24 protein-coding genes, 3 pseudogenes and 2 riboswitches are annotated in these 26,052 nt (G+C 35.7%); of the genes and pseudogenes, 11 read left to right on the top strand and 16 right to left on the bottom strand.

Features of this window, described 5'->3' with window-relative positions; genetic code table 11:
• Positions 1-166: 166 nt before the first annotated feature.
• Complete coding sequence (locus tag AC1DMU_RS26380; RefSeq protein WP_087984958.1) at positions 167-1,114, bottom strand: helix-turn-helix transcriptional regulator; 948 nt, start codon at positions 1,112-1,114, stop codon at positions 167-169.
• Between the two features lie 133 nt (positions 1,115-1,247).
• Here AC1DMU_RS26380 and modA point away from each other — a divergent pair, with 133 nt between their 5' ends.
• The 3 genes from modA (at position 1,248) to AC1DMU_RS26365 (ending at position 3,886) form a co-directional block, all read left to right on the top strand.
• Positions 1,248-2,054, top strand: coding sequence for a molybdate ABC transporter substrate-binding protein (gene modA, locus AC1DMU_RS26375; protein WP_088061718.1), 807 nt, complete (start codon positions 1,248-1,250; stop codon positions 2,052-2,054).
• Between the two features lie 5 nt (positions 2,055-2,059).
• Positions 2,060-2,734 carry a molybdate ABC transporter permease subunit gene (gene modB, locus AC1DMU_RS26370; RefSeq protein ID WP_088061716.1) on the top strand — a complete coding sequence of 225 codons (675 nt, stop codon included), beginning with the start codon at positions 2,060-2,062 and terminating at the stop codon, positions 2,732-2,734.
• Between the two features lie 300 nt (positions 2,735-3,034).
• On the top strand, positions 3,035-3,886 hold the full coding sequence (locus tag AC1DMU_RS26365) for a GRP family sugar transporter (protein WP_000353549.1): 852 nt from the start codon (positions 3,035-3,037) through the stop codon (positions 3,884-3,886).
• A gap of 67 nt (positions 3,887-3,953) precedes the next feature.
• On the opposite strand, the gene pnuC is transcribed toward AC1DMU_RS26365, so the two are convergent.
• Positions 3,954-4,604, bottom strand: a complete 651-nt coding sequence (pnuC, locus tag AC1DMU_RS26360; protein WP_476941641.1) for a nicotinamide riboside transporter PnuC — start codon at positions 4,602-4,604, stop codon at positions 3,954-3,956.
• Between the two features lie 187 nt (positions 4,605-4,791).
• Between pnuC and proC the strand changes: the two genes are divergently transcribed.
• The 4 genes from proC to AC1DMU_RS26340 all read left to right on the top strand — a co-directional run bounded on the left by proC (position 4,792) and on the right by AC1DMU_RS26340 (position 10,510).
• Positions 4,792-5,595 (top strand): pyrroline-5-carboxylate reductase, encoded by an 804-nt coding sequence (gene proC, locus AC1DMU_RS26355; protein WP_088061712.1) that lies wholly within the window; start codon positions 4,792-4,794, stop codon positions 5,593-5,595.
• A 1-nt stretch (position 5,596) separates the two neighbouring features.
• Positions 5,597-6,430, top strand: a complete 834-nt coding sequence (locus tag AC1DMU_RS26350; RefSeq protein WP_088061710.1) for an aldo/keto reductase — start codon at positions 5,597-5,599, stop codon at positions 6,428-6,430.
• Positions 6,431-6,583: 153 nt separating this feature from the next.
• Positions 6,584-6,688: riboswitch (SAM riboswitch) on the top strand.
• A 132-nt stretch (positions 6,689-6,820) separates the two neighbouring features.
• Positions 6,821-8,461 (top strand): peptide ABC transporter substrate-binding protein, encoded by a 1,641-nt coding sequence (locus AC1DMU_RS26345; RefSeq protein ID WP_088061708.1) that lies wholly within the window; start codon positions 6,821-6,823, stop codon positions 8,459-8,461.
• Positions 8,462-8,869: 408 nt separating this feature from the next.
• The gene (locus AC1DMU_RS26340; RefSeq protein WP_088061706.1) at positions 8,870-10,510 is read left to right on the top strand and encodes a peptide ABC transporter substrate-binding protein; all 1,641 of its coding nucleotides are present in this window, start codon (positions 8,870-8,872) and stop codon (positions 10,508-10,510) included.
• 42 nt (positions 10,511-10,552) lie between these two features.
• Here AC1DMU_RS26340 and AC1DMU_RS26335 read toward each other — a convergent pair whose 3' ends face one another.
• The 3 genes and pseudogenes from AC1DMU_RS26335 to AC1DMU_RS26325 form a co-directional block, all read right to left on the bottom strand.
• The gene (locus AC1DMU_RS26335; protein ID WP_097891789.1) at positions 10,553-10,900 is read right to left on the bottom strand and encodes an ABC-2 transporter permease; all 348 of its coding nucleotides are present in this window, start codon (positions 10,898-10,900) and stop codon (positions 10,553-10,555) included.
• The gene (locus AC1DMU_RS26330) at positions 10,897-11,088 is read right to left on the bottom strand and encodes a hypothetical protein (RefSeq protein WP_075312858.1); all 192 of its coding nucleotides are present in this window, start codon (positions 11,086-11,088) and stop codon (positions 10,897-10,899) included. The genes AC1DMU_RS26335 and AC1DMU_RS26330 overlap by 4 nt, the downstream gene beginning before the upstream one ends.
• 11 nt (positions 11,089-11,099) lie before the next feature.
• Positions 11,100-11,938, bottom strand: a pseudogene (locus AC1DMU_RS26325) (helix-turn-helix transcriptional regulator).
• Between the two features lie 172 nt (positions 11,939-12,110).
• On the opposite strand from AC1DMU_RS26325, the gene AC1DMU_RS26320 reads away from it, so the two are divergent.
• Positions 12,111-12,578, top strand: coding sequence for a YusW family protein (locus tag AC1DMU_RS26320; protein WP_088061704.1), 468 nt, complete (start codon positions 12,111-12,113; stop codon positions 12,576-12,578).
• Between the two features lie 16 nt (positions 12,579-12,594).
• Here the strand turns inward: AC1DMU_RS26320 and AC1DMU_RS26315 are convergent, their stop codons facing one another.
• Genes AC1DMU_RS26315 through AC1DMU_RS26295 form a run of 5 tightly spaced genes read right to left on the bottom strand, consistent with a single transcriptional unit; the run spans position 12,595 to position 17,894 of the window.
• Positions 12,595-14,205: a peptide ABC transporter substrate-binding protein gene (locus tag AC1DMU_RS26315; RefSeq protein WP_070169278.1), complete on the bottom strand. Its 1,611-nt coding sequence runs from the start codon at positions 14,203-14,205 to the stop codon at positions 12,595-12,597.
• Between the two features lie 13 nt (positions 14,206-14,218).
• Positions 14,219-14,992 carry an ABC transporter ATP-binding protein gene (locus AC1DMU_RS26310; RefSeq protein WP_060486393.1) on the bottom strand — a complete coding sequence of 258 codons (774 nt, stop codon included), beginning with the start codon at positions 14,990-14,992 and terminating at the stop codon, positions 14,219-14,221.
• A complete protein-coding gene (locus AC1DMU_RS26305; RefSeq protein WP_088061703.1) occupies positions 14,989-15,999 on the bottom strand; it encodes an ABC transporter ATP-binding protein in 1,011 nt (336 codons plus the stop codon). Before AC1DMU_RS26305 ends, AC1DMU_RS26310 begins: the two co-directional genes overlap by 4 nt.
• A complete protein-coding gene (locus AC1DMU_RS26300; RefSeq protein WP_088061701.1) occupies positions 15,956-16,960 on the bottom strand; it encodes an ABC transporter permease in 1,005 nt (334 codons plus the stop codon). The genes AC1DMU_RS26305 and AC1DMU_RS26300 overlap by 44 nt, the downstream gene beginning before the upstream one ends.
• Before the next feature lie 16 nt (positions 16,961-16,976).
• Positions 16,977-17,894: an ABC transporter permease gene (locus AC1DMU_RS26295; protein ID WP_088061700.1), complete on the bottom strand. Its 918-nt coding sequence runs from the start codon at positions 17,892-17,894 to the stop codon at positions 16,977-16,979.
• A 134-nt stretch (positions 17,895-18,028) separates the two neighbouring features.
• Positions 18,029-18,134, bottom strand: a riboswitch (SAM riboswitch).
• A gap of 168 nt (positions 18,135-18,302) precedes the next feature.
• Here AC1DMU_RS26295 and AC1DMU_RS26290 point away from each other — a divergent pair.
• Together AC1DMU_RS26290 and AC1DMU_RS26285 are read left to right on the top strand one after the other, a co-directional pair.
• A pseudogene (locus tag AC1DMU_RS26290) lies at positions 18,303-18,380 on the top strand (DUF3951 domain-containing protein); the annotation flags it as partial.
• Between the two features lie 151 nt (positions 18,381-18,531).
• Positions 18,532-18,670: pseudogene (locus AC1DMU_RS26285) on the top strand (DUF3951 domain-containing protein).
• Positions 18,671-18,688: 18 nt separating this feature from the next.
• Here the strand turns inward: AC1DMU_RS26285 and AC1DMU_RS26280 are convergent.
• The gene (locus tag AC1DMU_RS26280) at positions 18,689-19,192 is read right to left on the bottom strand and encodes a hypothetical protein (protein WP_000756533.1); all 504 of its coding nucleotides are present in this window, start codon (positions 19,190-19,192) and stop codon (positions 18,689-18,691) included.
• A gap of 274 nt (positions 19,193-19,466) precedes the next feature.
• Here AC1DMU_RS26280 and AC1DMU_RS26275 point away from each other — a divergent pair, with 274 nt between their 5' ends.
• Positions 19,467-19,913, top strand: coding sequence for a hypothetical protein (locus AC1DMU_RS26275; RefSeq protein ID WP_088061698.1), 447 nt, complete (start codon positions 19,467-19,469; stop codon positions 19,911-19,913).
• Between the two features lie 33 nt (positions 19,914-19,946).
• Here the strand turns inward: AC1DMU_RS26275 and AC1DMU_RS26270 are convergent, their stop codons facing one another.
• From AC1DMU_RS26270 to AC1DMU_RS26250, 5 genes are all read right to left on the bottom strand, one after another.
• Entirely contained in the window at positions 19,947-21,197 is a 1,251-nt protein-coding gene (locus tag AC1DMU_RS26270) for a multidrug effflux MFS transporter (RefSeq protein WP_080377454.1), read from the bottom strand.
• Between the two features lie 126 nt (positions 21,198-21,323).
• The gene (locus tag AC1DMU_RS26265) at positions 21,324-23,042 is read right to left on the bottom strand and encodes a DUF3981 domain-containing protein (protein ID WP_088061696.1); all 1,719 of its coding nucleotides are present in this window, start codon (positions 23,040-23,042) and stop codon (positions 21,324-21,326) included.
• Between the two features lie 78 nt (positions 23,043-23,120).
• Entirely contained in the window at positions 23,121-23,654 is a 534-nt protein-coding gene (locus tag AC1DMU_RS26260) for an MFS transporter (protein WP_048567287.1), read from the bottom strand.
• Positions 23,651-25,087, bottom strand: coding sequence for an FAD-binding oxidoreductase (locus tag AC1DMU_RS26255; RefSeq protein WP_097891797.1), 1,437 nt, complete (start codon positions 25,085-25,087; stop codon positions 23,651-23,653). Before AC1DMU_RS26255 ends, AC1DMU_RS26260 begins: the two co-directional genes overlap by 4 nt.
• A gap of 112 nt (positions 25,088-25,199) precedes the next feature.
• Positions 25,200-25,964 carry a hypothetical protein gene (locus AC1DMU_RS26250; RefSeq protein WP_088061695.1) on the bottom strand — a complete coding sequence of 255 codons (765 nt, stop codon included), beginning with the start codon at positions 25,962-25,964 and terminating at the stop codon, positions 25,200-25,202.
• Between the last annotated feature and the right edge of the window lie 88 nt (positions 25,965-26,052).

Genomic DNA, 26,052 nt, shown 5'->3' with positions numbered 1-26,052 from the left:
GACAAGCAGCTTTTTAGTTTGTCCCGCTTTAATGGGCAGTAAGACCCCCACCTCAAAATTCAGCGAAAGCAAAGAAGTTAGGTGGGGGTCGGGCTGCCCATTAAAGTCCGATTGGTGAGGGCTGATAATCAGTGGGGGATGAAGAAAACCCCCACTGATTAAAGTTTCACTTTATTTCATATATAACTTGACCTGTTTTCGTCATATCGTATCCGCCAATCGCTTTTAATTCATTATGAAATTCTTCCGATTGCAGAATGTCTTTCACGACTTCGATCAGCTCTTCATTTTCTTTATTCTTCAAAATCACTAAATCATACTGTTCTTTCATGATTGGAATAAAGTCTACATTTACAATCTGTGAAAACTTTTCTGAACCTACTCCTACGTCAGCTTTTCCATTTGCGACTTGCGTGGCAACACCAAGATGATTCGACTCTTCCCATTCATATCCACTAATACGCTCTTTATTTAATTTTTGAATGCGCAATTGTTCATCCACTAACACCCTAATGCCAGAACCTTTTTCTCGATTTACAAATCGTATAGATGATTGAGATAAATCAGCCCATGTTTTTATATTTTTCGGATTTCCCTTTTGCACATAAAACCCAACGTTTCTTGCTAATAAATTAATCATCGTACATGGTTGTCCCACTAAAATACGTTTTACATACGGAACATTATATGTACCTGTTTCTCCATCAAACAAATGCAAGCTAACGATATTTCCTTCTCCTTGATACATTTTTACTAAACTCGTTAAACTACCTTGATATGCCCTTAATATGTTTGAACTTGGCAGGCGATTTTCTATACGTTTTGCCAACATATCTAACGTTAGTTCTTGTCCGCTAATAATACATGTATCCAAGCCCCTACTATCTTCGCTCTTTACAGGAGTACCTTGTATTTTCCCTGTTTTCATTTGCTTTATATATTGTTCTAAATCTGTTGCATCAATGCGCATCTGTCTACCAATTCTATAAGAAGGAAGTTCTCCTTTTTTAATTAGATCGTATACAGTTAATTTTGATACCTTTAATCGCTTCGCTACTTCTTCCGTTGTGTAGGAATGATGATCCATAGACGATTCCTCACTTTCTTCCTTCATTGTAACAAAGAAAAGAATATTTCTCCTATATTTAAAAACAACTACATCGTTCAAATTATATTCAATTATAACTAGTTATATCTAGTTATAATTAGTTATAATTAAACATGTCAAAACGAAAGGGGATTTTTTTATGAACAAGTTTACATTACGATCCATCGGAGCACTTATACTTTCTTTTCTTCTTATATTTAGTGCCGCATGTACAAGCGGCGAAAAGAAAGAGAAATCAACTGCTAAAGAAGGAAAAGCAGTTGAACTTACTATATCAGCAGCTGCAAGCTTACAAGATGCACTAAAAGAAATTGAAACACAATATAAAGAAAAAGAACCTAATATTAAACTTTCTTTTAACTTCGGTGCTTCTGGTGCACTTCAACAACAAATTGAACAAGGCGCGCCTGCTGATTTATTCTTCTCAGCAGCCGAAGATAAATTCCAAACTCTTGTAAAAAAAGGATTCATTAATGAAAAAGAAGGGAAAAATCTTCTTGGAAATGAACTTGTTCTAGTTATCCCAAAAGATAGTTCTCTTACGAAAATTCAAGATTTAAAAGATGAAAAAATTAAGAAAATCGCACTTGGTACACCTGAATCTGTACCCGCGGGAAAATACGCAAAGGCTTCTCTCATACATGAAAATCTTTGGAATGACATTCAAAATAAAATCGTATTTACAAAAGATGTTCGCCAAGTGTTAACATATGTAGAAACAGGTAATGTCGATGCTGGTATTGTATACAAAACAGATGCTCTTATTTCAAAAAAAGTAAAGATTGGTGAGACAGCAGCAGCTACTTCGCATGAGCCAATCCACTATCCTTTAGGTGTTATAAAGGAATCTAAGCATAAGAAAGAGGCGACTTCATTTTATGAGTATTTGCAGTCAAAAGATGCACAATCTATCTTTAAGAAATATGGATTTACAGTCCTATCATAATTGCCATGAGCTTTGATGCCCTTTTGTTACCGATCTTTCTATCTTTACGAGTAGCTGCATGCGCCACCATTATCGTTACAATTTTAGGGACGATTATCGGGCGAGCGCTAGCACGCTCCTCATGGAGATATAAAATAATATTAGAAACTATTTTCTTATTACCAATGGTACTTCCACCAACTGTAATCGGCTTTTTTCTCATTATCATTTTTGGAAATAATAGTCCCATTGGAACATGGATAGAATCAATATTTCAGCAGTCCATTATGTTCACATCTACTGCTGCGATCATCGCTTCTACAGTTGTTGCATTTCCACTCATGTATCAATCAGCAAAAACGGGATTTTCTATTGCAAATATACAAATTGAAGAAAGCGCTCGTGACCTTGGTGCAAGTGAATTTCAAGTCTTTCTACACGTTACACTTCCGCTGGCATTTCCTGCCTTACTAAGCGGAATGATTTTGAGCTTTGTTCGTGCGCTAGGGGAATTTGGTGCTACGCTCATGTTTGCCGGAAATATTCCTGGTAAAACACAGACTATCCCAACTGCAATTTATATGGCAATTGATGCAAGTAATATGCAGCTCGCCTGGACACTTGTAGTTATCACTATCAGTTTGTCACTCCTATTTCTGCTATGTATTCAGCTTATCAATAAAAGAATTACTAACTCTTAAAGCAGCTTTTTTCGAAGCTGCTTCTTTATTTCTTAGGAAATAAAATATACCATCGGGAAATAACTGAATTTTACCTTTTATTAAAATATACATTTTATTTGAATTCACTTTCTAAAATAGGCAATTTCCTGTTATTATATGGAGGTGTTTCAAAAAATGAAGAAATGAAAACGCATTTATATCGTGAATTCTTCATCCTGTTTTAGCGATCGGTAATCTTCTACTCTAGTAGTGGGGCATTACCGATCGTTAGAACGATATGTAATTATATTGGTATAGAAAACCGAAGGGAGTCTTGTAATGGACATTTTATTAGCGCTTCTTCCTGCAATTGCATGGGGAAACATCTTATTAGTAAGCGTAAAAATGGGCGGTGGTGCATATAGCCAAACGGTAGGTATGACAATCGGTGCTCTATTCTTCGCAACAATTATGTATGTATTTACTCAACCAGCTTTAACAATGACAGTCTTGATTGTTGGTTTTATTTCAGGTTTATTCTGGGCATTAGGACAAGTAAACCAATTAAAAACAGTTGAAAAACTAGGTGTTTCAACTACTGTAACGATTTCTACTGGTATGCAACTTGTTGCAACTTCTATCTTTGGGGTTATCGCTTTCCGTGAGTGGACTACTACAACAACGATTGTTCTGGGAACGATTGCAATCCTATTAATCGTAGTTGGTGTTGTATTCACATCATTAGATGACAAAGAAAATGCACAGCCACCAGGACAATTGAAAAAAGGACTTCTTACTTTAATTGTTTCTACTTTCGGTTACCTTGTATATGTAATTATTATTCGTTGGTATAATATCGATGGTTGGTCTGCTATTTTACCACAAGCAGTTGGTATGTTTGTCGGTGCGGTTGTATTGACATCTAAACATAAACCATTTAACAAATATGCAATCCGTAATGCTTTATCTGGTTTACTATGGGGAACTGGAAACTTATTCTTACTTCTTTCATTACCACGTGTCGGAGTAGCAACAAGCTTCCCATTATCTCAAACTGGAATCGTTATCTCAACATTCGGTGCGATTGTCTTCTTAGGTGAAAAGAAAACAAAACGTCAATTGATCTTTATTGCACTAGGTAGTGTTTTAATTATCGGCGGCGCTGTATTATTAGGTATGACAAAAGCATAAACTTATAATCTATTAATAAACCCCTGAAGCATATATGCTTCAGGGGTTTTTCTCTTTCAATTGTTTTCTAAATATAATTATTTAYATGCCCCTGTCTTTTATAGTTATTCTTCCACTCTAGTAAACCAGCTACACATATAAAGAGATTAATAACAGCTAATATTAACATGACGTATAAACCTGTGGAAATATAAATCACAATGCTAACCACGTTATACAAAATCCATAAATACCAGTTTTCTAAATTTTTTCGACTTAGCATAAATTGAGCTACTAATCCTAGTACAGCATTTAAAGCATCTAAATATGGACTAGTTGATTCTAAATAACGGATTTGATAATAGCCCCAACCAATCCAAGCAACTAACATAAAGATTATATAAATAGTCCACCCTTTTACACCTAAACGAACTGTTGCTTTTATCTCTTCTCCCCCACTACGTGCTATCCAATAATACCAACCATATACATTAAATATAAATTGAAAGGCTGCCAATACTGCCATTGCATATAAACCTTGCGTAATGAAAATATACAGAAATACCGCAACCGTAATCATGCCAAACAAAAAGTTAGATACCTTTTCCCTCGCTAATAACCAAACATTAATAATCCCCATAACCGATGCGAAAATTTCAATATAACTCGATTGAATATAAAATCCAACCAATACGCAAATAATACTAGAAATGAATAAAAAAAGCGGACTTCTGACCATGATCATCTCTCCCCAGATGTATAATAAATTCCCTATCACCAGTATAAGGAACAACGCTTCCCTTTACCATGAATTTCCTCCTCCTCGTTATCCATTCCATCTACGGTAAGTCTTTTCTTTTTACAAAATTCTCTTAAAGATGGTATCGTTTTTTATAACATATCTCCACTAGAAAGGAATAAAGGATATGCTAACTAAACATCGAATTCTATTTATTGGTGCTGGTCGTATGGCAGAAGCTATATTTTCCGGATTACTTAAAACAAGCAAAGAATACATCGAAAAAATTATCGTTTCTAACCGCAGCAACGTAGAAAAGCTAGAACAATTACAAGGACGATATAATGTGTCTATCACAACAGATTGGAAGCAGCATGTTACATCTGTTGATACGATTGTTTTAGCAATGCCGCCTTCTGCACATGAAGAATTATTAGCGGAGCTATCTCCGTTACTATCGAATCAACTTGTCGTAACGGTAGCTGCTGGCATTGGTCCATCTTATTTAGAAGCTAGACTCCCTAAGGACACGCCTGTTGCTTGGATTATGCCAAATACAGCTGCTGAAATTGGGAAGTCAATCTCCTTATATACAACAGGACAATCAGTAAACGAGATGCATCAAGAAACCTTGCAACTGCTTTTAAGAGGCATTGGTACTTCGCAACTTTGCACTGAGGAAGAAGTTCATCAGCTTACTGCAGTTACTGGAAGTGCACCAGCTTTCCTTTATTACTTTGCTGAAAGCTTGATTGAAGCAACAAAAAGTTATGGCGTCGATGAAGCAACCGCAAAACACCTTGTCATTCAAATGATTTCTGGATCTGCTTCTATGCTTGAACAAACGCAAGATCCGGCTAACCTCCGCGAACAAGTAACAACGCCAGGTGGTTCCACAGCTGAAGGTCTCAAAGCTTTATATGAATATAATTTTTCAGAGGCGATTCAAAAAGCAGTAGAAGCAACAAACAAAAAAGCTAGGGGGAAATAATATGAGTTTAACAAGTTTAAAAGACTATACTACATTACATAACGGTGTAAAAATGCCTTGGTTCGGTTTAGGTGTTTTTAAAGTAGAAGATGGTTCAGAAGTAATTGAGTCTGTAAAATCAGCAATTAAAAATGGTTACCGCAGCATCGATACTGCAGCAATCTATCAAAACGAAGAAGGCGTTGGACAAGCGATCCGTGAAGCAGGTGTTTCACGTGAAGAATTATTTATTACATCAAAAGTATGGAATAGCGATCAAGGATATGAAACAACACTTCAAGCATTTGAAACTACATTAGAAAAATTAGGTCTAGAATATTTAGATTTATATTTAGTACATTGGCCTGTAAAAGGGAAATATACTGAATCATGGAAAGCGTTAGAAAAACTTTATAAAGATGGCCGTGTTCGTGCTATCGGTGTGAGTAATTTCCACATTCACCACTTACAAGACGTGTTTGAAATCGCTGAAATTAAGCCAATGGTCAATCAAGTGGAATACCACCCACGTTTAGCACAAGAAGAATTACACGCTTTCTGTAAAGAACATAACATCCAGCTTGAAGCTTGGTCACCATTAATGCAGGGACAACTACTGGATAACTCCACATTACAAGACATTGCGACAAAATATAATAAATCAACTGCACAAATTATTTTACGCTGGGATTTACAAAATGAAGTTGTAACAATCCCTAAATCTATTAAAGAACATCGCATTATTGAAAATGCAAATATATTCGATTTTGAATTAAGTGCTGATGACATGAAAGCAATTCAAGCTCTAAATGAAGATCGTCGCGTTGGTCCAGATCCAGATAACTTTGACTTCTAGTAGAAAAACCACTGCCATATGCAGTGGTTTTTCTCGTTAAATAAAACTGAAAATTTAAACTATATTTCAATTGGTTGACACTTCATCATCCAAGGTGTAAGATTTTGAATTATCAAAGAAACACAAAAATTAATAAAATTTATTCGTTTACTCATTGTATCAAGAGAGGTGGAGGGACTGGCCCTTTGAAACCTCGGCAACAGGTTCATTTTGAATACTGTGCCACTTCCTGCAAGCATTGTGCTTGAAAGATAGAATGAGGGACTTCGTTTATATACGGGTGCATAACTTGTACGTAAAAATCCCTCTTTCTCAATATGAAAAGAGGGATTTTTTATTTTTCATTTCCCTCATCATCATCCAAACTTAATTATTTAGGAGGAAAATCAAATGAAAAAGAAGTTTGTACCCGGTATTGCATCAGCTGTAGGAGTAAGTATTTTATTAACTGGTTGCGGTAGTTATAAAAACGAAGCAAGCGGAGCAAATGCAAAAGACGAGGCGCCTAGTAAACAGGTTTTAAACTTATCTTCACCTACGGAAATACGAACAATGGATACAGCTCGTGCTACAGATACTGATTCTGGTCAAGTAATGAGAAACGTATTTGAAGGTTTGTATAATCTTGGTGAAGGTAACAAACCTGTCCCTGGCGTTGCGAAATCTCATGAAGTAAGTGGCGATAAAACGAAATACACATTCCACCTGCGAGATTCAAAATGGTCAAACGGCACTCCTGTCACAGCGAAAGATTTTGTCTTCGCTTGGCAAAGAGCTGTTGATCCAGCAACAGCCTCTGAATATGCATTTCTATTCTTTGATATTAAAAATGCAACAAAAATTAACAACAAAGAACTTCCAGCCGATCAACTTGGTGTAAAAGCAATTGATGACCATACGTTTGAGGTAGAATTAGAACGTCCTGTTCCGTACTTTATAAGCTTAACAGCATTCCCAACATTTCTACCAATTAACGAGGAATTCTTTAAAGCACAAGGTGATAAGTATGCGTTAGAAGACAATACAATTTTGTACAACGGAGCTTTTACACTAAGCGATTGGAAGCATGAGCAAAGCTTTAAATTTAAGAAAAACCCTACCTATTGGGATAAAGATACTGTCAAACTGGAAGAAATCAATTTTAACGTCGTAAAGGAAAAATCTACAGAAGTAAATTTATTCGAGTCAAAACAATTAGATCGTATCAAACTAACATCTGACTTCGTTGATAAATATAAAAAGGATGCTAACTTTAAAGAACGGCCAAACGTAGGGGTACAGTTTCTACGTATGAATCAACAAAACAAAGTACTTCAAAACGTTTCTGCACGCCAAGCAATCGATCAAACAATTGATCGAAAATCCTTTGTAAATACGTTATTAAATGACGGCTCCACACCAACCTCTAGTCTCGTACCGAAAAACTTTGCAAAAGGACCTGACGGAACAGACTTCCGTGCTGCAAACGGCGATTTAACAAAGGTTGATACAAAATCTGCTCAAGAATTATGGAAAAAGGCAAAACAAGAACTTGGGTCTGAAAAAATAACATTAGAACTATTAATAAGTGACGGTGACCTTGAAAAGAAAACTGGTGAGTTCTTAAAAGGACAATTAGAAAAGAATTTAGATGGCTTAACAGTAAATATAAAGCCGCAACCACGTAAACAACAAGTTTCACTTTTATTAAAAGGTGACTACGAAATTGGAATTGACGGCTGGAGCCCTGACTTTGCAGATCCAATTACATTCCTTGAGCTATTTACAACGAATAACCCTTACAACTTAGATCATTACTCTAATAAGGAGTTCGATGAAACAATAGCAAAAGTGAAAACAACTTTAGCCGGTGATGAAAAAGCTCGCTGGGAAGCATTACTAGCATCCGAGAAAATATTATTTAAAGACTCTGTTATCGCTCCTCTTTACCAAAAAGGCGAATCTTATTTAGAACGTTCTTATGTGAAAGGAATTGTGCAAGTAGACTTTGCAGGTCAATTAAACTTCAAATGGGCCAAAATTGAAAAATAAAGCGAAACTTTAATCAGTGGGGTTTTCTTCATCCCCCACTGATTATTAGCCCACACCAATTGTTTTTTTAGCAAAACATATTAAAAGCAGATTCCCTAATGCGAGGAAATCTGCTTTTTTAATATATTATTCTAAGAAATTAACAATCTATTTTTATTATTGACATATAGTTCTTTCCAGTGTTAATATTCTAAATAATCAAAGAAACAAAATATTTCACCATCAAAATATAACGTCTACTACGTTGAAACATATAACGATAGATTATAGCTCAACATGTATATACATATAGAACACCTGATTACCTACATACACATATCTATAATAGGTTTTCTCTTCTTCTATAGCTACACTTCAAAACGTGGACATTACGACGTTACGAACAACACATTTAGGGAGGAACGAACAATGAAGAAAAAAGTTGTACCTGTTGTTGCATCTGTTTTAGGGGCAAGTCTATTACTAACTGCTTGCGGAGGAAATAAAGATCATGCAAGCGGAGCGAAAGCAAATGATAAAGCACCTGATAAACAGGCAATTAACTTATCATTCGCTTCAGAAATTCCAACAATGGATGTTGCAAAAGCAACGGATGGGGAATCCATGAGCGTAATGCGCAATGTTTTTGAAGGTTTATATGCAATGGGAGAAGATAACAAACCAATTCCTGGTGTTGCTGAGTCGGTTGACCTTAGTCCCGATAAAACAAAATATACATTCCACCTGCGTGATTCAAAATGGTCAAACGGTACTCCAGTTACAGCAAAGGACTTTGTCTTCGCTTGGCAACGTGCCGTAAATCCTGATACAGCAGCTGAATATGCATTCTTATTCTTCGATATACAGAATGCGAAACAAATAAGCCAGAAACAATTGCCAATTGATCAACTAGGTGTCAAAGCTCTTGATGATAAAACGTTAGAAGTACAACTAGACCGTCCTGTTCCCTACTTCTTAAGCTTAACGACATTCTCAACATTCTTACCAATTAATGAAGATTACTTAAAATCTCAGGGCGATAAATATGGTTTAGAAACAAATCATTTAATTTACAACGGTGCTTTCATATTAAATAACTGGAAACACGAGCAAAGCTTCCAATTGAAGAAGAACCCTAACTATTGGGATGCTAAAACTGTAAAATTAGAAGAAATCAACTTCAATGTCGTTAAAGATAAATCTACAGAAGTTAACTTATACGATTCAGGACAAATTGATCGCGTTGCTTTAACTGCGGAGTTTGTTGATAAATATAAGAGCGATCCAAACTTCAAAGACCGCGCTGAAGTTGGCATTCAATTTTTACGACTAAATCAAAAAAATGAAACATTAAAAAATCAACATGCACGCCTTGCTATTAACGGAGCAATGAATAAAAAAGCATACGTAGAAACAATTTTAAATAACGGTGCTATTCCAGCTGAAGGAATGGTTCCTGCGAAATTCGCAAAGAGTCCAGAAGGTAACGACTTCCGTAAAGAAAACGGAAACCTAGTCAAAGATGATGTGAAAACAGCGAAAGAAAACTGGAAAAAAGCGAAACAAGAACTTGGTACTGACAAAGTAACAATCGAACTATTAACAAGTGATAATGCTTTAGCTAAAAAAACTGGTGAATATTTAAAAGGTGAACTAGAAAAGAACCTAGATGGATTAACAGTGACATTAAAACCACAACCACGTAAACAACAGCTGAAACTACTATTAAGTGGTGACTATGAAATCGGTATTGATGGCTGGGGCCCTGACTTCGCTGACCCAATTACATTCTTAGATTTATTTACAACAGATAGTGCTTATAACTTCGATAAATACTCTAACAAAGAGTACGATGCGCTCATTCATAAAGTGAAAACAGATTTAGCTAGCGATGAAAAGGCTCGCTTTGAAGTAATGAAGCAAGCTGAAAAAATCCTATTACAAGACGGTGCTGTCGCTCCTTTATACCAACAAGGTCGTTCTTACCTACAACGCGGATTTATTAAAGGGCTTGTAACAACTGACTTCGGTGGTGAATTTAACTACAAGTGGACAGAAGTTACAAAATAATAAAATAAAAAAGGTATCCAATCGCAGGATACCTTTTTTATTTTATACTTCTTTAACTACATAGCTTCTTCTCTTTACTATTCCTTTTATAGATACAGTAATTACTGCTACCAATTGTGTAACTAATATAATGACTAATAATGAAATAATATTTTTCTCTAAACTTACTCCCCCAAATATTATTGTATAATAGCCATTCGCTGCATATGTTGCGGGAAATAATTCACCGATTGTTTGATATGTTTTAGAAAGCATCTCATGTGGTACAATTACACCCGAACTTACAAGTTGTAATGATAGTGAAATTATATTAAAGATCATACCTGCATTTCCGAAAACAGTTATGAACATTTGTGTTAATGAAAGAAAGGCGAAGAAGACTATTGTCAATAATCCTCTTCCCCTTCTTTTTGCATCGAACTAAAACTCATCATAAATATAAACATAAACATCAAATATGTTCTCCACGTCAAAGAAGGTATATGTCCCGACCACAGATAGCTAATGAAATAGTTAATTCCCATAATACAAGACGATACTACTAAACTAATACTTATTAGTTTTGCATATTTGAACATAGCTTTTCTCCTTACTTTTCTATCTCTTCAAATTGCAGATTTATTGGCTCTTCTAGTAGTGTTTCATAAAAATTTTCAGCCAAATCTGTTGAAGGAATTTTTTCATCCACTTCATCAAATCGAATACTATCTAGCCACACACAACCTTCCCCTGATAATAAGACACCAAATGCTATACCAAGTGCTTCTTCTTTTATATCTAATACAACCGAGTACGATTGCCAGTTATTCGTATTTTTAATTGGGCGATTTTGCATGTTATCCATAGCGAGTGGTTCTGTATCTTTTCCGTCTACTCTCATCCACAATCCTGCCCAATCTCTTACGTTCTCACTCTTAACAAATGCTGTTAAACGTAATCTTTTACCTACATATTTATCTGCTCGGAACATTTGCATTAATGTTGAAAATCCTCCGTGCGTAACATTTTCTTTTGCTTTTATGTATGCAGATACTTTTCCTTGATGTGCAACTTCATAATCTAAGCCCATCTCATACTCAGCAGGATGACTTCCACTTAAGATCCATCCTTTCGATATTTCTTTGGTGGCAATTGAAACATTCTTTTAAAAGCTCTCGTAAATGCCTCTTGTGAGGAAAAGCCGTATTGTACTGCAATATCAATAACAGCCCTCTCCGTTGACACTAAGGCTTGCGCAGCATAAGTTAACCTTCTCTTTCGAATATAATCCGTTACACTCATCCCAACATATCTTTGAAAGATGCGATGAAAATGGTACATCGATACTGCACTGTGAGACGCCACTCTTTCTGTTGTAAGCTCCTCATGTAAATGATCCTCTATATATTCAATTGCTTGTTTTATCATCTCTTTATATTCTTCATGCATGTTAGTACCCCCTCACAACTTCAATTTACCATATACATACAAATCATTTTTGATTTAAATTGCGGATTATCCCTTGTGGCTATAGGGTAATAATTTATTTTCACCTCATACATAATTACATGATTTTGGGAAAAACTTGTATAGAACGAATTTACATAAGGAGGAATTTTTAATGAGAATTTTACTATCAGTTTTATTAGCTCTTATGCTAGTACCTGCATTAACAGGATGTAAAGCTCCTGTTAAAGAAGACACAACTTCTAATAAAAAGACTACAGAAGAGGCAAAGAATGAAGCTCCTGCTGATTTAAAACTAAACTTCAATGAATTCGATTTAAAGGCAGACTACCAAGATACAAAGAAAGACTACGAAGCTGACTATAAAAATGTAGCAGCAGATAAAAAAATGGAAGCAAAAATTGAAGATCATAAAGCAGATGTAAAATTAACAGGAGACGAGGCTATCACAAAATTAAGCCCACTTCTACAAGAATTAAAATTTAATAAAGATACTCCCGACCAAGAAGTAATCGATCAAGTAGTAAATGTGTTCAAACTTGATAAAGACTACCAAAAGTTTGATTTAGAAGTTGTCTTCTCTGATGGAACGAAAAAAGAATATAAAAGAGAAATAAAATAAAGAAGTAGGCGGTTGCCTACTTCTTTATTTTTGCATATCTTAAATCTGGTTTAGATCCAACATAATATTGAAGTCCAGATACTGATCCTTTTTGTAAGTAAGAATCAGAAGGGAATATAATTGGAATTAACGGTGAATCTGTAAACATAATATCTTCTGCTTTATGCAATAAATCAAAACGCTTATCTTCATTTTGTTCAACTTCTGCTTCTTTGATTAAAGCGTCAAATTCTTTATTATGCCATTTTGCATAGTTGTTTGGACCATCACCTGCATATAAATCTAGTTTAGTAATTGGGTCTAATAAAGAACCGCCCCATCCCATATAAGCTAATTGGAAATCACTTTGCTTATATGTATCGATGTAACTCTTCCACTCTTTATTTTCTAATTTAATATCTACACCAAGATTTTTCTTAAACATTTCCTGCATTGCTTCTGCTACTTTTTTATGCTGTGTATCCGTTGTGAATTTTAATGTTACTTCAGGTAATGTAGACCAACCTTGTTCTTTCATACCCTCTTCTAATAATTTTTTCGCTTCTGTTGTATCAAATTTTACGTAATCACCTTTTTCTTTACGGAAATCACGACCACTTTGTGTTTTTGCTCCTTCTGGAACGAATGCATATGCTTCTTGCGCATTATTCTTATACAGTTTTTCAACGATAAACTTACGATCAACTGCTAATGAAAATGCTTTACGTACTTTCGCATTTGTGAATGGCTCTTTTTCTACGTTAAACGAATAAATATAAGATGAGAATCCCGCAACACGCTTATATTCTTTATTTCCTTTTTCTTTCTCAATCATTTCTTGTGGTAAACCACTTAGTAAATCTAATTCTTTTGATTTGTATAATTGGTACGCTGTTTTAGAATCTGGAATAATACGAAACTCAATTTCTTTTAATGTTACCTTTTTATCATAGTATTCTTTATTTTTTTGTACTGTAATTGCTTGGTTATGCTTCCATTCTTTTAACGTGAATGGTCCATTTGTAATTAACTCTTTTGGATCTGTTTTTAATTTGTTGTTGTCATCAATTGATTTTTTAGATAATGGAATAAATAATGAACTCGCTAATTTTTGTTTAATAGAAGCAACTGGGTGCTCAAGTGTTACCTTTAATGTTTGAGGATCAACAACTTGAATACCAACTTGGCTTTCTTCACCTTTTCCAGTATTATACGCCTCTGCACCTTTAATAAAGTACATTTCTGTCCCATTCATAGAACCCGTTTTCGGATTTAATAATCGCTTCCATGCAAATTCAAAATCATTTGCTGTAATAGGAGAACCATCTGACCATTTAATATCTTTCTTTAAATGGATTGTATATTCAGTTCCATCTGCATTTACTTCTTCTTTCTCTGCTAATTCATTTTGATATTTCCCATCACTATCTTGCGTATATAAGCTTGAGAATAAATGTCCAATTACATAACCTGATGTGCTATCTGTTGCAATAGCGGAATCGAGTGTATATGGATCGCTACCAATATTCGTTACTAATCGATCTCCTTCTCCCTTACCAGCACTCGCCTTTTGCGCCTCTTTTTTACCGCAAGCGACAGAAGTAATTGCTAATACGGTCATAATGACAAATAATAAAAACTTCTTCATCCTACATTCTCCTTTAACCCGAAATTTTTGGTGTTGATGCTAATAATGTTTTTGTATAAGAATGTTGTGGATTACGGAATACTTCATCCGTATTTCCAAATTCAACAAGTTCTCCTTTATATAAGACAGCTACCTTTTCACATAAATAGTGAACCATCGGCAAATCATGCGCGATAAATAAATATGTATAGCCTTGTTCCTTTTGAATCTTTTGCAACAAGTGCACAATTTGGATTTGAAGTGAAACATCTAACGCTGAAATTGGTTCATCCAGGATTAATACTTCTGGCTCACATAATAACGCCCTTGCAATAGCGATCCGTTGACGTTGTCCTCCGCTAAATTCGTGTGGGTATCGATCAGTGTATCGTCTATCTAATCCAACACGTTCTAGCGCATCACCTGCTACCTCATCTTTCAATCCTTTATCACCTAAACCGAATGAAATATATCCTTCTGTTACGCTATCGCGTACTTTCCAGCGCGGATTTAATGCAGCTGTTGAATCTTGAAAAATGAATTGTACTTTCTGCAAGAAATCTCGCTTATGAGCTGATTTCAACTTGTGAACAACTTGACCGTTATAATCAATTTGACCAGACGTTGGGCTCTCGATCCCAGCTATGAGCTTACCAAGTGTTGTCTTTCCTGAACCACTTTCTCCAATAATGCCAAGCGTCGTTCCTTTCGGGATAGAAAGTGATATATCTTTTAGCGCTATGATTTCTTTCTTTTTACTTCCATACGTTTTCGTTACTTGCTTTACAGTAATTAAATCTGTCGTCATGAGGCATTCACCTTCTCTTTTGATTTCGCTTGGTCATGCTCTAGAACATGTTGCCAACAATGTGAACTGTGTTCCCCAGAATATGCTGTTCTATCAGGGAAACGATGAACACATTCTTGTATTGCTACTGGGCATCTATTTACAAATGGGCACCCAAAGCTATTTAACGTTTCAATTGATGGTGTTGTTCCCTCAATGGCCCTAAGTACCTTTTCGGAATCATCCATATTCGGAATAGCTTGCAATAAACTTTTCGTATATGGGTGCTTAGGTGAACCTATCACTTCTTGTATCGTCCCTTTTTCAACAACACGTCCCCCGTACATCACAACTACTCGGTCAGCTACTTCACGTACAAGCGCCAAATCATGTGTAATTAATAAAATACTCGTATTTTGTTTTTCTTTTCGCTCTTTTAATAACCCCATAATTTGCTTTTGAATCGTTACATCTAATGCAGTTGTAGGCTCATCTGCAATAACGAGCTTTGGGTGACACGCAAAAGCAATTGCTAAACAAATACGTTGCCTCATGCCTCCGCTTAATTGATGTGGGTACTGTTCAAAACGTTTCTCTGCTTCATGTATCCCTAAATCATTTAATAAGTTAATCGCAATTTCTTTTGCTTCTCTTTTCGATTTTTTCTCATGTTGCAAAATCACTTCTGTAATTTGCCTTCCTACTTTCATCGTCGGATTTAAAGAGGACAGAGGGTCTTGAAAGATAAATGAAATATCTTTCCCTCGAATTTGATTCCATTCTGATTCTTGTAAATTCGTCAACCTTTGAGATTGGAAAGAGATGCTTCCGTCATCAATGTGAATAGATTCTTGATTTAATCCGACAATAGATTGTGCTGTAACACTTTTTCCTGAACCACTTTCTCCTACAAGTGCAACGATTTCACCTTCATTAATAGAAAAGGAAACATGCTTCACAATTGCTTGCTTACTATTCTCTTTTTCAACGACCAATGTTACGTTTTCTAAAGATAAGAGCTGTCCCATGTTTTTTCTCCTTTCGATTCCGTTTTACAATCTTCGGATCAATTGCATCTTGCAAACCATCACCAATTGCATTAAATGCAAACATAATGAGTGCAATCATGATTGCTGGGAAGAATAATTGCCACCATTCTCCGCTTAGTAATGTCCCGAGTGCATCGTTCGTCATCGTTCCCCAGCTCGCTGCTGGTGATTGTACTCCGAGTCCGATAAAGCTTAAAAATGATTCTGAGAAAATAGCTGCTGGAATTGTAAATGATAAATTTACGATAATAATGCCTGTTAAATTCGGAATGATGTGTCCGTATATAATCTTCATATGCGATGTACCTAATCGCTCTGCTGCAATAACAAATTCTCTTTGCTTTAAAGATAATACTTGTGCCCTAACGAGACGTGCCATGCCAATCCATCCTGTTAATGCAAGGGCAATAATAATTGTAAAAAGCCCTGGTTTCATAACGATTAATAATAAAATAACAATTAATAAATATGGGATACCGTATAACACTTCAATCCCTCGTACAATCCACTCATCAATTAACGTTCCAAGGCGACTACGTCCTCTCACATATCCACTAAAGCCCCCGATTAGTACACCTATTCCTATATCAAGAGCCGCTGCCACTAATCCAACTGTTAGTGAAATTTTCCCTCCAGCCCAGGTGCGCGCCCATATGTCCCTTCCTAAATCATCTGTTCCGAACCAATGCTCACTACTAGGTGGGAGGTTTGTTGCTTCTTTTACTTGTTCACTCGCAGTAAATGCCGTTAAACTTTCGCCAACCAGTGAGAAAATAATAATTAGTAATAACGTCACTGCCCCTAAAACTGCTATAGGGTTTGATATAAACTTGCGAAACACTTCCTTCTTTCGACTAATCGTTTGCTGATCTTTATTTATCGTTAATTCTTTTTTCTCCTCATTCGTTAATAACTGTTTATTGATTTCATAAGCTCCCATTTAAATGCCCCCCTCCTTACGTAATAGAACGAATACGCGGATCCACAATACGGTGAATAATATCTGTAATGAAAATACAAGAAATTAATAATGCACTATAGAAAATCGTTGTTCCCATAATGACCGGATAATCCCGGTTAAAAATGCTATCTACAAAATATTTTCCTAGACCAGGAATGGAAAATATTTTTTCAATAACGAAAGTTCCTGTTAAAAGTCCAGCCATTAACGGTCCAACAAATGTAAGTACCGGAACAATCGCATTTCGAAGAGCATGTCTTATAATGATTTTCTTAATTGGTATGCCTTTCGCTCTCGCTAGCTTAATATAATCACTCTGCAAAACTTCAATCATATTAGAGCGAACAAATCTTGTAATAACCGCGATTGGTCCTAACGCTAATGCGAAGGATGGCAATACCGTATGTTCGAATGTGCCCCAAGACGCTACTGGTAAAAGTTCAAATTGTATAGCAAATACTTGTATAAATAGTGGTGCTAAAATAAAACTTGGAATAGAAATACCGAGAATCGCAAGTAAGCTCACACTATAATCAATTACTTTCCTATGATATAGAGCTGCAAATGTACCTGCTGCAATTCCGACTAATAATGAAATAACAAGTGCTTGTAAACCAATAATCGCTGATGGACCAAATCCTGTCGTTATAATTTCTGATACACCTTGACCTGTGGATTGAACAGATTCACCAAAATCAAAATGAACTACGCCATCTAAATAAGCAACATATTGATTCCATAACGGTTCATCAAGGTGATACTTCGCTCTCATGTTTTGTATCACTTCTTCAGGAAAGATTTTCGCATCTGATGAAAATGGATCCCCTGGAATGATATGCATAATCAAAAATGTTACTGTTGTAATGACCCATAGCGTGAACACCATAACCGATAGTTTTTTAATAACATACACTTCAATAACCCCCTAAACAAATGTATTTACTTTGTTTTATTGACATATTTGTTCCTATTACTTTTCCGCTTCTTAAAACACAAAAAGCCTTGATCTTAAAAAATAAGATCAAGGCTTAATAAACGAAGGCCCATCACTTATCTTTCAAGACTTGCTTGCTGGAATTAGCACGGTGTTCCTGTTACAGAACCCGCTGCTGAGGTGTCATAGGGCCAGTCCCTCTACCTCTCTGGATAAGTAAATTGCTATATTATTATTTGGTTCAAATTGTATATTTTGAATTATAATTCTGAAAAAATGAAAAGTCAATCAAATTGGATATATTTAGAAAAATCAGTTTTCGCTCCTTTTATCGAAATTACAGTTTTCTCTTATAATAAAAAGAAATAATATTAAAGAAGTTATAAGATGGATCCCTTGCTTCTTGCTACTATAGGATTACCATTAACAATCGTTATACTTGTCATCATCGGGGTCTATAAAGTGAAACTTTAATCAGTGGGGGGCATCCCCCACTGATTATTAGTTGAACCAATCGGGCTTTTAGGGGCAGTGGATCCCCTACCTAACTTCTTTGCTTTCACTGAATTTTGAGGTGGGGGTCTTACTGCCCGGCAAATAGCGGGATAAACTCTTTATTAAAAAGAAACGTATCACTTCTTTTTATACTCCATTCGATAGATAATATTACCAGACAAACAATCTCTGAATTTCACGAAAAACAAAATGTATTAGTATCCGGGGATGAAGACGGAGATGGTAAGAAGAAAAAATAACCTTGCGCGTACGCAAGGTTATTTTTTCGTTTCTGCTTGAAAACGTTTATAGTATGTTGATGCTGTTGCAAAGTTAATTTCTATATCACGAATCAATGATGAGTCTTCTTCTTTAGCTAACTTCTGTAATTTTTTCATTGCTTGTTCCGATTCATTCAAGAAACCAGCGTATACCTCATGTTCTTGCTCTTTCGATTTTGGAACACGAATTTCTTTACGTATATTATCAATATCTTCTAACATGCTAGTCGTTACCTTTTGCACATCTTCTTTATATGTAGCATTCGTTATTTCCTTACCGCCCTTTTCTTTTGCCACTTCAAATAACTGTAGTGCTTTATTAATTTCTTTATTCATTTTCATATCGTATTTTTCATGTACTGCACGGTATTCTTTCATCTCTTCTGTTTGCTCAGTAGATTGCTCTACCTTTTCTTTCGGTTCTTTCGTATCTTTATTTCCATTACATCCTGCTAGAAGGATCATACTTCCCATTACAGCAATACCCAAAACCTTCTTCATCTCTTCTTCTCCTTTTATCTACAGCTACTACTCATTATAGTTTCTTTTATCTCCACTTGTTATTATACCGAGAACATCCTACTTTTTACACTTAAGACGCTACCTTAATATACATGCCTACATTTTTGTCACAGTATCGTCACTTTATGCAAATAACTTTTGCACTGCTTTACTACATCACCTTACAAAACTGTAAGCACACATAAAGAACAAACCATGCTAGACTTACATATGCATAACGCAAACATATGTAAGTTTTTAAGGAGAATCATCTATGTACAACACAATGCCTTTTATGGGAGAAGATATTCGTGTCCTTATTCGTGAAAAATCACTTCATATCGAAAATACAGAGAGCCTTCGCCGCGTATTAAAAAAGAAACATGCTCCATTTAAGTTAGCCCAATATTTAAAACAACAACATACAAATCAATTTCATACCGTGCTAAATATATCAGATAAATCATTAACAATCGAAATCATCGGTCATGTCTACATTGGAAACTTCGCAGATATCTTAAAAGAAATCCCACGTATACCGAAAATTGCTCCTATTATCGTTAAAAAAGCGTATAAAATTACCGACCATACCGATATTATCGACTGCGGGGAAAAAGAAGTCGATAGTAATCGCTGGGCGTGGGATAAACTTGCTGTTTTATATGATACGATCATGAATAATATGTATGAGGTATTTCAAAGAAATGAAAAAAAGAACTGATTCAAATATTCCCTTTGAATCAGTTCTTTTTTGTTAAGCCTCTAAATTTTGTCTTTGTTGTAGTTCAAACTGCTTTTCACTTCTTCTGGCCATAAATAGATAACATAATACAGCACCAATTTCACAAAGAGCTATTACAACCCCCATCGGTAATGCGGTGTTGCTTCCACCAATACCTACTAACGGTGCAACAAGTGCTCCTGAAATAAATTGTAATAAACCTAATAAAGCCGACGCTGTTCCTGCAGCTTGTTTCTGATTTCTCATCGCTAATGAGAACCCAGTTGTTGATACAACCCCGACACTTGATACGACAAGGAATAACGAGCATAAAACACCAATTAAACCTATTCCTAGTAAGATTGTCAGTAGTAAAGATAAACCACCAACGGCTGCAATAATAATACCGGAAACGAATAACGTTTTCTCATTCACTTTCCCTGCTAAACGGCCCGTAACCTGACTAGCAATAATAATACCGATACCGTTAATCGCAAAGAATAAGCTAAATTGCTGTGGTGATGCTCCGTATATGTTCTGCAACACAAATGGTGAGCCCGAAATGTAAGCAAACATTGCCGCCGTTACTAGCCCTTGTGATAATGCATATCCCATAAACAAACGATCTTTTAACAGTTTTCCATACGTCGCCAATGTCCCTGACAAACCACCTGTTTCTCTTTCTTCAGGAGGTAATGTTTCACGTAATACGAAAGTAGCTGATATTAACATGAATACACTAATTGCTCCGAGAACGATGAAGACACCGCGCCATGTTGTGAACTGTAGTAATTGTCCCCCTATAATCGGTGCCAAAATAGGCGCTGCTCCGTTTACTAACATGAGCAGTGAGAAAAACTTCGTCATTTCAGAACCTGAATACATGTCACGTACCATTGCACGTGATATAACAATCCCGGCCGATCCTGAAGCCCCTTGTAAGAAGCGCAATAACACTAAACTCCAAATAGATGGTGCAATAGCACAAAGTAAAGAAGAAGCAACATAAATAATAAGAGCGATAATAAGAGGTTTGCGCCTTCCGTAAATGTCACTAATTGAACCAACAAATAATTGTCCTACTGAAAGCCCAAGCAAACATGCTGTCAATGTAAGCTGTGCAAGAGATGCGCCTGTTTGTAAATCATCTGTTAATTTTGGTAAAGAAGGCAAATACATATCAATAGATAATGGCCCAATCGCCGTAAGTGTCCCTAATACAAGAATCATCCATAACCTATTTGTCTTGACAGGTTTATATATTTCGTGATTAACTCCATTCACTTTTCCGTTCACCCTTTCCGATAAATACTAAATCGTAACAATTATAGTTACAACATAAACATACGTCAAGTATAGTTCATTTTCCTGTTTCATACCGTAAAAAAAAGCGATAGAATTTCTATCGCTTTACTTTTTCAAATTGCTATTTGTAAATTTAGATACGGAAGACATCGCCTCTCCTGTATCTAAATATGTGATTTGAATTGGATCTCCCACTTCTGTAAACATAGCATATGGGAATTTCTTCACCGGTATCATAAATACTTTTTGTTCATTCTCTAACAGTACATACACAATTGTATTTTCACCTGATTTTTCTTTATATACACGTTGTACAACGGCTTCTTTTTGTGCTTCTTTACCATTTGAAGTCGGTCTAAATGAATCTCCACTTCCACTCAGCGCATTTTTATAATTCTCAAGCGCTTCTTTTTGCGTCGAACCTGTTGCAAATATTTTCGCATTAGAAGCATAGATAACTGTATGAGCACGTACTAATCCCCCGTCATCAATAACAGGTACAATCCAAGAAGGTTTACCATACACGTTATAAATAACCGGCATCGTTCCATGCCATTTCTCTCTCTTAAAGGAATTATCCACTACTTCCGAAGCAGCTGAACCATCCATAATCCCCTTCACTTCTTTTCCGTTATAGTAATACAACTTACCTGTACGCGCATCGATAAGCGAGTAACCTAACGCAGAATCTACTCCCTCTTTTGGAGAGGTGAAATCAGTAAAGTAATATAACGTTCCATCCTTACCGAAAATTGGTGTAACTCCTTCTTTCGTTCCCCACTCAGTCGGAATCTTCATATCCGTTTGCGAGAATTTCGTATTCCAAAATCCGTGAATATATTTACCGAAGTATGTATTTAATGTAGATGCGGTCTCGTGATTTAATACACCATCAACAAATTTAGGCGCTTTTCCTTTATCATATCTTTTCACTTCACCTGTTTGTGCATCTACTACTACAACGCCCTCTACCTCAAATCCAGATCTTCCTGAAATAAATTCACCATACGTCATTGTATAATACGGTTTCCCTTTATCATCCACTTCAAATTTAGGTTTCCCTTTAAAGATTAGATTTGGTTCTGCTTGTCTTACAACACGCTCTAAATTATTCCCGAAGAACATGCTCGGCACATATTTCATTTTATAACCAAGATGCAGTTTCGCTTCCGCATCAGGATTCGTACCTGACATCGTTACGTACCCTGGAATTGTCTCAGCTTTACGTGCTTTAAAAAAGCCTGAAACTTCAATCGGTGCTACATATAAAGCCTCACCATTTACCATTTGTGGCGTTAATTCCCCTAGCTCAAAATAAGCTACTTTCGGAATATCCCCAAATACTTTTTTCATTTTATTCTCCGCTGTCTTTGGCGGCACTGTAAACGGTTGATCATTTTCAGTAAACGGCTCTGAAATATCTTTCTCGATCTTCACAACAGAATCATATTTTTTTTGCGTGATTACTATATCGTGTAAATAACCAAAATAGCCGTAACTTGCGAGTAAAACAAACATTAGAAGTCCCTTTAACGTACCTTCTAATTTCCCTATTTGATTTTGTGAAAATAAAACAAGCCCAATTAAAACTGCTACTGCAACGGCATAATGAGTAAGAATCGAATCTGCTCGATCATCGATTAGCCAAAGATATTCATAAATTGCAATACCTATCCAAAATAATACAGGAATAACTAAAATGGATGATTTCTTACCCTTTACAACCTTCTCATCCCCTTTCTTATCCACTGCTCGAAGTTTACTACCGCTTCTTGTCCATGGAATCAAAAACAAAGTGAGAATAGCTAAAATTAAAAATTTCATCAAAGGCAATGTCCCCTTTTCTTTTATTTTCCCTTTTAGTATAACAAATAAAGGGTATTCAGGTAAAAATGGGGATGATTATATTTTTTTACTACTTAATACAATCCCACTCACTACATATAAGATAGATGCAATATAAAAAATGGTGCCAATCGTAAAGAAATCTACTAAATATCCCGTTGCAATAATTGCTATTGCTCCTCCAATCGATGTCCACACATGATATTTTCCAATCTCATAACCAGCATTTTCTTGCACAACCTTTCGTGCTAACGACGTCTTCTCGGTATTACGCTGCACAGCACCTAAAACTCCCATTACAATTTGAAGAATATACACATGCCAGACTTCCGTGGCAATCGGGAAACAAAGCATTAATATTGCCATGGACCAAGCATATATAATTAATAATTTTTGATCGCCTACTCGATCAGACATCTTTCCTACTAATGGATATACAAGTGCTGAAGTTAAAGCAAATAAGCCATACGCCCAGCCAAACTGCGAGAAGCTATTCCCAACATTCCGAAGCAATAGAATGTAAAAAGGAAATACCATACTTCCCGCCATCATAATTATGCTTTGTGACGCTACAAATCTTCTATATGTCATTTCGTATACTCCCTATAAAATAAATTCACAAATCTCTCTTTTGGATCCGCTTCTTTTTTCTTCTGAAGAAATTCTTCTATACGAGGATATGCCCTCTTTAACTGCTCCTTCGTTGGATACGAATAGTACGGTAAATAATAACTACCATTATGTTTTAAAGTAACATCAATCATTTTCTGAATGACATCTTCTGTTTTCTTTATTTCACCCTCTGAGCGTCCTTGGTTAATTAAAAGAACTAGCGCAAACATATCATCTTTCGCATAGGATAAAACTGCATTTTCATTCTTTTCCACATAACGAATCGTAATATTGAGCAAATTAAACTCTTCTTCATTTAATACGTTACGTAAATCATCTATGTATTCCGTGAAGAAATCTATAGGCACAAAGTATTCTTGTAACACTTCTGTTCTATTCGGATTTTCATATTCCATAAAGGCACTATCTGACCTCATAACATTATTTCGCGTCTCATACGCTCCATCTGTACGCTCAAAATAACTTCTTTGTATATCCCAAAATGTATTCTTTCCCCAATCGCTATAACGGGATAATCCGAGTAAAAATTTCGGTGCAGCTATAATAGTTTCCTCTTTTAATTCACTGTACTCTTCCCTCATATTTTGATTTTTCGCCAATGTATAATCTGTCACATACATCTCTTTTAAAAATGAATTGGGGGCAACAGAAATACGGGCTAAGTGCATACGAACATTTTCATCTCTTTTCACTTTATCTTTGAAATAAGATGTGTATTCTTTATAATCTATCATTCTCGTATGCATTTCATATAATTCATCATCAGTTAACTTTAATGTCACATCTAAAATGACACCAAATAACCCGTAACCACCTATGACATATGGAAATAGCTCTGCATTTTCTTCTCTACTTACATTACGTACCGTACCATCTGCCATTAACAATCTGAATGACTCTACTGTATCAATCAATGCTTCATGACGAATATCACGCCCATGTACATTCACACTTAATGAACCACCAACAGTAAAAATATTTTGAGATTGCATTACTTGAACCGCAAGACCATATGGATTGATTTTCTTTTGAATGTCATTCCATGTGACACCGCTTTGCACCCTAATCCTCTTCTCCTCCGGATCAAATTCTAATATTTTATTATACCCCTTCATATCAAGCATCGTGCCGTTCGGATAATACGTCTGTCCTCCTTGGCTATGTTGCATACCTGCAATGGAAATTTTCTCTCCGGAAGTATTTGCATCTTTCACTACCTGTTTTAATGAACGTTCATCCTCAGCATTTTCAACACGTTTAATTTTCGTCGGAAGCAACTTTCCTACATCGCTCATAATAGGGTGCTTTAGTTGCTCTTTATATGTATTTACAGATGTTGCAAGCAACACTGTATAAGCCACAATGACCACCGCTATCTTTCTTTTTTTCAAATGACACTCTCCTCTTCTACAGTTTTCCCTCTTCATATTGTACCTATTTTCCTATGAAGAAAGTATACAAAAAAGAGGGCACCTTATTTTAGGTCCCCCCTCATCAAAACTATTACTTTGCTGCCGGCAATTGTATTGGGTCAAACTTTTCGTACGACGTATATTTTGCGTTCGTAATAATGTGTGCTTTATCCTTGCCGTTACTACTCATAATCATGTCTATCTTTGCTGATTCATATTTAAAATCTTTTGTAATGATATATTCTGCATCCACTTCTTCTATCTTCGCATTTTGTGCTTGTAACATTTTCTTCTGTGTTTCATCCATGCTAGTTAACATACTTTCTGCTTCTTGCCCTTTTAATGTAAATTTCAGTTTATATTTATCTCCGCTTTTCTCCATCTTCATTTTATCTAAAACTACTGCTGGTACTTCTAACTTATCTATAATATCTTGAGTCGCTTTCATTCCACCAGCGTTTAATTGCTCCTCTGGTACGGTTATAACTTCTCCTGTATTAGGGTTTTTTACCTCACCAGCAACTTTACCATCCACAGTATACACTACAACATCTGTACCGGAAATATTCATTTCAGAACGAGAATTCTTTGTCTTTGGCTCTAATTGCATCTTAGCCTTTAATATATCCATCTCTGTTCCCTCAGCTTTTACCCCTACACCATATGTCATCGTTACATGCTCTTCATTTTTAAAAGCTTCGTTCGTTTTCTTGAAAACATCCTTCGCTGCTAATTCTTTTTCTTTTTGAACTGATTCTTTTTTCGGTTCATCCGTCTTTGCTGTTTTCTCATTACTACACCCTACCCCTAGACTGATTGCAAGTACTAAACTTGAAACAAAAATAATTTTTTTCATAATGTCGCCCCCTTTCCCAAAATAATATCACCTCTTTTCCTATGAAATCTATATAATTTTTAATCTATATTCGCTATATAGCGACATG

It is taken from the genome of Bacillus sp. 01N45 (genome assembly GCF_056399205.1).
The sequence above is the reverse complement of the archived record's forward strand: the minus strand, read 5'-3'. Positions and strand labels throughout refer to the sequence as shown.

Coding starts and splice junctions, on each gene's coding strand:
- AC1DMU_RS26380 (WP_087984958.1), bottom strand. CDS start 1,114: ATGAAGGAAGAAAGTGAGGAATCGTCTATGGATCATCATTCCTACACA.
- modA (WP_088061718.1), top strand. CDS start 1,248: ATGAACAAGTTTACATTACGATCCATCGGAGCACTTATACTTTCTTTT.
- modB (WP_088061716.1), top strand. CDS start 2,060: ATGAGCTTTGATGCCCTTTTGTTACCGATCTTTCTATCTTTACGAGTA.
- AC1DMU_RS26365 (WP_000353549.1), top strand. CDS start 3,035: ATGGACATTTTATTAGCGCTTCTTCCTGCAATTGCATGGGGAAACATC.
- proC (WP_088061712.1), top strand. CDS start 4,792: ATGCTAACTAAACATCGAATTCTATTTATTGGTGCTGGTCGTATGGCA.
- AC1DMU_RS26350 (WP_088061710.1), top strand. CDS start 5,597: ATGAGTTTAACAAGTTTAAAAGACTATACTACATTACATAACGGTGTA.
- AC1DMU_RS26345 (WP_088061708.1), top strand. CDS start 6,821: ATGAAAAAGAAGTTTGTACCCGGTATTGCATCAGCTGTAGGAGTAAGT.
- AC1DMU_RS26340 (WP_088061706.1), top strand. CDS start 8,870: ATGAAGAAAAAAGTTGTACCTGTTGTTGCATCTGTTTTAGGGGCAAGT.
- AC1DMU_RS26330 (WP_075312858.1), bottom strand. CDS start 11,088: ATGTTCAAATATGCAAAACTAATAAGTATTAGTTTAGTAGTATCGTCT.
- AC1DMU_RS26320 (WP_088061704.1), top strand. CDS start 12,111: ATGAGAATTTTACTATCAGTTTTATTAGCTCTTATGCTAGTACCTGCA.
- AC1DMU_RS26315 (WP_070169278.1), bottom strand. CDS start 14,205: ATGAAGAAGTTTTTATTATTTGTCATTATGACCGTATTAGCAATTACT.
- AC1DMU_RS26310 (WP_060486393.1), bottom strand. CDS start 14,992: ATGACGACAGATTTAATTACTGTAAAGCAAGTAACGAAAACGTATGGA.
- AC1DMU_RS26305 (WP_088061703.1), bottom strand. CDS start 15,999: ATGGGACAGCTCTTATCTTTAGAAAACGTAACATTGGTCGTTGAAAAA.
- AC1DMU_RS26300 (WP_088061701.1), bottom strand. CDS start 16,960: ATGGGAGCTTATGAAATCAATAAACAGTTATTAACGAATGAGGAGAAA.
- AC1DMU_RS26280 (WP_000756533.1), bottom strand. CDS start 19,192: ATGAAGAAGGTTTTGGGTATTGCTGTAATGGGAAGTATGATCCTTCTA.
- AC1DMU_RS26275 (WP_088061698.1), top strand. CDS start 19,467: ATGTACAACACAATGCCTTTTATGGGAGAAGATATTCGTGTCCTTATT.
- AC1DMU_RS26265 (WP_088061696.1), bottom strand. CDS start 23,042: ATGAAATTTTTAATTTTAGCTATTCTCACTTTGTTTTTGATTCCATGG.
- AC1DMU_RS26260 (WP_048567287.1), bottom strand. CDS start 23,654: ATGACATATAGAAGATTTGTAGCGTCACAAAGCATAATTATGATGGCG.
- AC1DMU_RS26250 (WP_088061695.1), bottom strand. CDS start 25,964: ATGAAAAAAATTATTTTTGTTTCAAGTTTAGTACTTGCAATCAGTCTA.